The 6,548-nt window shown below is 57.8% G+C and carries 7 protein-coding genes; all 7 read right to left on the bottom strand.

Annotated elements, in window-relative coordinates:
- Positions 1–57: 57 nt before the first annotated feature.
- The 7 genes from idi to MGEO_RS21435 all read right to left on the bottom strand — a co-directional run bounded on the left by idi (position 58) and on the right by MGEO_RS21435 (position 6,489).
- The gene (gene idi, locus MGEO_RS17745) at positions 58–606 is read right to left on the bottom strand and encodes an isopentenyl-diphosphate Delta-isomerase (protein WP_085640854.1); all 549 of its coding nucleotides are present in this window, start codon (positions 604–606) and stop codon (positions 58–60) included.
- A complete protein-coding gene (locus tag MGEO_RS17740) occupies positions 603–1,787 on the bottom strand; it encodes a geranylgeranyl diphosphate reductase (RefSeq protein ID WP_085640852.1) in 1,185 nt (394 codons plus the stop codon). The genes idi and MGEO_RS17740 overlap by 4 nt, the downstream gene beginning before the upstream one ends.
- Before the next feature lie 2 nt (positions 1,788–1,789).
- Entirely contained in the window at positions 1,790–3,070 is a 1,281-nt protein-coding gene (locus tag MGEO_RS17735; RefSeq protein ID WP_085640850.1) for a BCD family MFS transporter, read from the bottom strand.
- Entirely contained in the window at positions 3,070–3,975 is a 906-nt protein-coding gene (gene chlG / locus MGEO_RS17730; protein WP_085640848.1) for a chlorophyll synthase ChlG, read from the bottom strand. The genes MGEO_RS17735 and chlG overlap by 1 nt, the downstream gene beginning before the upstream one ends.
- A 92-nt stretch (positions 3,976–4,067) precedes the next feature.
- Complete coding sequence (gene ppsR / locus MGEO_RS17725) at positions 4,068–5,495, bottom strand: transcriptional regulator PpsR (protein WP_085640846.1); 1,428 nt, start codon at positions 5,493–5,495, stop codon at positions 4,068–4,070.
- Complete coding sequence (locus MGEO_RS17720; RefSeq protein WP_085640844.1) at positions 5,495–6,280, bottom strand: cobalamin B12-binding domain-containing protein; 786 nt, start codon at positions 6,278–6,280, stop codon at positions 5,495–5,497. The genes ppsR and MGEO_RS17720 overlap by 1 nt, the downstream gene beginning before the upstream one ends.
- A gap of 44 nt (positions 6,281–6,324) precedes the next feature.
- Entirely contained in the window at positions 6,325–6,489 is a 165-nt protein-coding gene (locus tag MGEO_RS21435; protein ID WP_158091048.1) for a hypothetical protein, read from the bottom strand.
- Positions 6,490–6,548: the final 59 nt, after the last annotated feature.

The following is a 6,548-nucleotide window of genomic DNA, read 5'->3' as shown; positions in this document are numbered from 1 at the left end:
TCCTGACCCTAGGACTAGGGCAACAAACTGGAGCCAATGTGTTTAAAATTTGCTATTTTACACTTGGTTTAAGCAGGAAACCGCCAATTCACCGAAGATTTGTGGCGCATATGTGTCAAGGTAAATGCGAAGCCAAGGTGTGAAGCGGCTTGGGTCGTTAACCACCTCCTCCATCAGGTCGCCATAACGCACCCATCTGGTCGCCATCACTTCGTCCGGATTGAGCGAGAGTTTTGGCGCGGATTCCACCTCAGCGACATAGATATCGACCACCTCGTGTTCGATCAGGCCACCGCCGACATCGGCCCGGTATTCGACACGATCCCGGTAATCGAGCTTCAGGCCGGTGATGCCGAGTTCCTCGTTCAATCGTCTGTGCGCACAATTGAGACTCGACTCTTCCCAGTTCGGATGTGTGCAGCACGTGTTCGCCCAGAGACCGGGAGTATGGTATTTTCCCATGGCCCGTCGCTGGATCAGTATCTCATCCCCACGCAGCACAAACACGGAAATCGCCTTATGCTTGAGGCCCCGGATATGGGCATCCAGCTTTTCGACGGGTTCGAGTGTGTCGCCAATCCATGCAGGAATGAGCGTCTGGGTCATACATGGGTCTCCCGCACCAGACCCAGAAGATGGCGCGCGTTCTTGAAGCCGATCTTCAGATGCGCCAGGGGCCGTGCTTTCACGAGCTTTTTGTTCATATACGCTTCAAAGGTCAGCTTTTGAACATCGACATCGTGACACAGGGACACGAACCGCTCGCGGCGGGAATCGCTCTTGTAGTAGGCGTCCTGCATCTGACCCAGAACACGGAACACGGTCTTGTGCTCTTTCATGAACAGGCGGCGTGCCAGCGCCAGATCGGTGATGCGCCCTGATTTCAGGGTTGCCGCGCAGGCCGTGGCTGCAAATCGACCACAGATCATCGCGTAGTAAATACCTTCACCGCTCGACGGTGCGACGACGCCCGCCGCATCGCCCGCGAGCACCACATCGCGTGCGTTGTCCCAGAAGCGCAGCGGCTTCAGCGGGATCGGAGCACCTTCCTTCCGCAGCGTTTCACACTCGGCCAGACCAGAGGCCTGGCGCAGAGCGGCTGTGGCTTCCTTCAGGTCGACGCTTTGGACATAGGTTCCCATACCGACCGATGTCGTACCTCCATGTGGGAAGACCCAACCGTAGAAGTCCGGACTGATGGAGCCATCGTAGATTACGTCGCAGCGCATTGGGTCGTAGACGTCATTCTTTTCCGGCGCAGCAATGATCTCGTGATAGGCAAAAACCAAAGGCACCTTGTCGCCGCCTGGAATCTCATCACGGGCGACGCGGGAATTCGCGCCGTCGGCACCGATGATCAACCGGGTCTCCAGCGATCTTTCTTCACCGGTCGCCTTGTCTCGATAAACGACCCACCGCTTTTTTGCCGGTCTGTCACGTTCGATGCGCACAAAGGTTCCGGTGAAACGTTCGGCGCCCGCAGCCTCGGCGCGCGCGCGGAGAAAGGGATCGAAATCCTTCCGGTCAACCATACCGACAAAGCCGTTTTCGATCGGGATATCGACGTGACGCCCGGTGGGCGAAATCATCCGGGCTGTGTTGACCTTGGCGACAAGCTGGTCCTCTCCAATGTCGAAATCCTGCATGAGGCGCGGAGGAATAGCGCCGCCGCATGGCTTGATCCGACCTTCCCGGTCCAGAAGTGCCACCTTGTGCCCGGAGCGGGCGAGATCTTCTGCGGCTGTTGCACCAGAGGGTCCACCGCCCACAACAACGACGTCATACATGGTCATTCTCCTGCGATCAGTTCGGCTCGTGCCGCGCTGCCCTCCATGATGCGCAGGGCCATGAGGGCCGCGCAGAGAAACAGTCCGGCTTCAAATACAAAAACGGCTCCAAAGGCCGGAGCATCGGTGGTCAGCGTGCGCATGACATCTGCTGCGGCCGCTCCGGTCAGCCCGCCGAACCCAGCGGCAATTGCCTGTGCAGCGCCCCACAGGCCCATGCGGGTTCCTTCGCGCTTTTCCCGGCCTTCGCCGGCAAGCGCCATCATGGAGCCGATGGCCGCGACCGCAAATGCACCGTTGAAGAACCCAAGAGCAAATACGGCGGGAAGCAGGGATTGTGGCAGCGCGTAACCACCCAGTATGGCAATCACACAAAGGCTTGCTGCGGATCCAAGACATCCGCCGATGACCCAGTTGCGAAGGCAGCCGAAACGCAAGGCAGTTGCGGCAATTCCGACAGTCAGCATCCCAAGGAACACCCCGCCGTTCTGAATACCGGACAGGGTGGTGCTTTCACCTGGAGTGAAGCCGAAAACGAGTCCGGCATAGGGTTCAAGGATCAGCTCCTGCATGAAGTAGGCGGTCATCGACAGGAACACGAAGATCGTGAACAGACGGGCCTTGGGTTCTGCCCAGACTTCGGCCAATCCTTCACGGAAGGGCACCGGGTCTGGTTCGGGCGCGGCTTCAACACCGCGTTCGACCCGCCATGTTGCCAAAACGGTGATCGCCAGCGCCGTGGCTGCCACGCCGGAAACGACTCGGATCAGAACGGCAGGTGAATATGGATCGAGAAGCTGGCCGACAACGCCCGCAGTCATTGCAATGCCGAAGATCATCATCAGCCAGGTGATCGTTGCGGCGGCGGCCCGGCGATGCGGCGCGGTTGCCGTTGCCAGAAGAGCGAGAACCGAGGTGCCTGCCGCTCCAGCACCCAAGCCGATGAGGGCGTACGCGATGATCGACAGGGAAAGCCCGAACCAGTAACTCTCGGCCATTTCCACGACGCCCAGAGCAGCCAGAATTCCGCCCGCGGCAAGGATCAGCATCCCGCGCAGAATCCATCGTGTGCGATTGCCACCCTTGTCTGAAATGAAACCCCAGTTCGGACGGGTGATCTGAATACCGTAATGAAGGGCGACAAGCGCGCCGGGAAGCACGGCCGCAAGGGACAGTTCGACCACCATCAAGCGGTTAAGCGTCGAGGTCGTCAGTACGACGATGGCGCCAAGCGCCATCTGCACAAATCCAAGTCGAACGATGGCCAGCCAACCCAAGGTCATCAGAACACCTCGACCGCGCGCAGCGCAAAGGCGGACACCATCATCCCCGAAACATACATGAGTACCCCGGTGGCATTGTACCAAGGCGCTTTGGCCTTCGGGTCTTTCAGCATCACCGACATTGCCCAGATCTGCCCGAGCACCAGCGCGAGAACGATCGAGGCATGTGTCGGCTGACCCCATTTTGCGAGGGCAAGAATGACGAAGATCTGCGGAACGATCATCACGACGCAGGCGACTTTCGCCGCTTTTTCCGGGCCAAGCGTGACCGGAAGGGAATTCACGCCCATCTGCCTGTCGCCTTCAAGGGCCTTGAAATCATTCAGTGTCATGATGCCATGCGCACCAATGCCATAGAGAAGCGCGATGAGAATGATCGGACCGGATGGCAGGGTCTGGCTCAGAACGGCGGCGCCGGTGAACCAGGGAAGGGATTCATAGGACAGACCAACAAGCCCCGGCCCAAGCCATCCGGAGCGCTTGAGGCGGATTGGTTCAACTGAATATATCCAGGCTGCGATCACGCCCACGACGGTGGCGATGAACCCCCATGTCCCAAGAAGCGCGCCGAGCGCCAGGGAAAGAACGGACATCGCCAGTGCGATCCACAGTCCCCAACGCCCCGGTATCCGCCCGGAGGGAATCGGGCGGTCCGGTTCATTGATGGCGTCCACATGTCTGTCGCACCAGTCATTTGCTGCCTGGCTCATTCCGCAGACCACCGGACCGGCGAGGATGACACCGACGATGAGAAGCCCCAGATGCTCTGTGATTGCCACACCCGAAGCAATTGCACCGCACGCATAAGCCCACATCGGCGGGAACCAGGTGACGGGTTTGATCAGCTCCAGCATGGCCGAAGGGGCAGGGTAGCGATCTTGGTGTAAACTTATGCTGACAGTCATGTGTAAACTAGACACGACAAATCGATTCACATCAAGCGAAACTGTCAGGACAAATTGTCATTTGAGATGATACCCACAGTGGGCAGTCGGCGTCATTCGCCGTCTGAGTCGCCGTCTTTGTTCAAGAGACCGTATTTCCGGAGCTTGACGTAGAGACTCTGCCGGGACAGCCCCAGCATTTCAGCGGCCGCCACTCGGTTGTTCCGGGTCAGGCTGACGGCTGTTTCGATGCACATCTTTTCAACCACATCCGTTGTCTCGGACACGATCTCTTTCAGAGTCGCCGATCCAACCAGTTCCATCACATTGCGGCTGGATTCTTCGCTGGTCTGCAACGGTGCCTTGCGCATCGCATCAACACGGCTGATGTCGCGGATGATGAAGCCGAGCGTCGGCTCGCTCCGGTCTTCGATAAAGGTCACAGACATCTCGACCGGCGTCTTCGCGCCAAAGTCGTTCAAGAGCTTGGTGGAATACATCCGCATCTGGCCGGTGCGCCGCGCATTCTCGACCAGAACGCTCATGTCGATCTGACCGCGTCCGAGAAAATCGGCAAGACCGCGCCCGCGTACGTCAACTGCATGTGCCGCATCGACCAGATCGAGGAACGCATCGTTGCAGGCTTCGATCATGCCGGTCACCGAAGTGAACACAATCGCGTCGGATCCCTTTTCGAATACTGAGGCGAGGTTGTTGCTCAGGTTGTCGAACCGGGTGGCGCTTTCTTCGGCGGTGGTCAGGCGACAGATGAGAATACGCTCGCCCGCAGCGCGGAAAACCTGTGGCGTGATGACCACGCGCTGGCGACCGCGGCGCGACTGCACATCGACGCCGGTGCTGGTTTCCGAAATCGCTGCGTTGATCAGGGCTTCGGTAAACTCTTCGCGTCGCTTGTCACGGAACTCCTGCGCGAAGGATGCGCCGATAAGGTCCTCCCGCGTGGATTGCAGAAGGGCAGCGGCGGGATCGTTCAGGTCTTTGATCTTACCATCGTTGACGGAGACGAAAACGATGCAGTCCCGGACCGTCCGGAGCAGAAGGCGGTAGCGCGCGTCGAATTCGCGGCGCGCCTCATACCCCTGCTCGAGCGACATCTGCGCCTGCACGAGTTGCTGCTGTGTTTCAGCAATCGGGCGCAGATCACGGCCGAGCATGAGAAATGAACCGTCAGAGCCAAACGGGTGAAAGCTGTACCGGATGGGAAATTCCCAAACGGCATTGTCTGAGTGGTTCAGTTCGACAGAGCGCGAGGGAACCTCGCCTTTCTCCATCGCTTCCATAACCGCCTCGATCTTTGGACGGCTTTCACGGGTCAGGAAATCCGTGAGAGGACGATCCTCCCAATGGCTCAGTTTGCCGAACGACGTTTCATTGGGATTGATCAGGACAGACAGCACTTTGCCCCGCCGGGACACGACGAGGGCAATGTCCGACGCAACAGTAATGATGCTCGACAAAACCTCAGCGTCGATCAGGGGGACGGAGCCGCTGCTCCAGAAACTGGACCCACTGCTGTTCATTATCGCGTCAACGACCTGTTTCTGGACTTGTTCTTTTCGCACAGCTTGAGTGCAACCTTCACATCGTTTGTCACCAGGTCGACGTCTGTCTTTTCCTTGACACCGTCCGCGAGGCTCAGAACGATTCCTCCCAGAACCAAAGGCGGCGGAGCCAAGACACCGGTTCTAATGCGTTTAACCAACTTTGCGATTGATGCAAGCGCATCGGGCCTTGAGCCCGAAAACAGAACCATATCGTAGTTTTCTTCTGACAGTGCGCGAATGATCGTCTCTTCGCGCGCGCCAAACAGTATTCTCACCGATGCCCCCGCGCGCCGCATCTGTGCGGTGGCGACATGCGGACCCAGAGTGTGGCTGTCATTGCCCTGCAGGAGCAGCAGAACATTCGTTCCGTTTGCCGTCTCTGTTGTTTTGGATGCCCAAGGCGGTGCGAGCAAGGTCAACAAACCCTGCAGCCTCGCGGTTGCTATTGTCACCTTGGCGAAGCCAATAACGTCTTCCGTCCACATGCGACCCATTTCGCGGGCGGCTTGTGGGATATAGATATCGACGATCTGATCGGCGCTGATGCGCCTGTCTTTCAGATCCTCCAGCAGCGCCTCTGAATTGAACGCGCCTGGCTGGAGCGCGACATCCACCAATTTCTGTACAACACTGTTGCGAATTGTTTGCACGCCTTCCTCACCCTTGTCACTCAAAACAGAAAGAACGGTGGACGCCAGAGCGGAAATATCCGGGCGACTTTCTTCGGTGGTGGAACGGTCGTCGGTATGGTCGTTTGCCATGTCTAACCCTCGCTACCGATACAGCCAAACGCATGTCAGGCATATCAGACAGTCACAGTGTCCGATTCTTGGCGATCAATGTCAAAGATAATTGACACTAAGGCTTGTTCGGCTTTCCTTTCAAGAAGGTAGGCCCGAAAAAACGCCAGAAAAATAAAGATTTCTGCCGGTTTTCCCAGAATCACTGCCACGATTTCATGCAGCGTCATATGCGGATCAGTGAGTGTAAGTTTTAGTTGACACTCGGGCAAACGAGCAGATACTTTTT

The organism is Marivita geojedonensis (assembly GCF_002115805.1).
In the GTDB taxonomy this organism is placed as follows: domain Bacteria; phylum Pseudomonadota; class Alphaproteobacteria; order Rhodobacterales; family Rhodobacteraceae; genus Marivita; species Marivita geojedonensis.
This window is presented reverse-complemented; position numbering and strand designations above follow the sequence as displayed.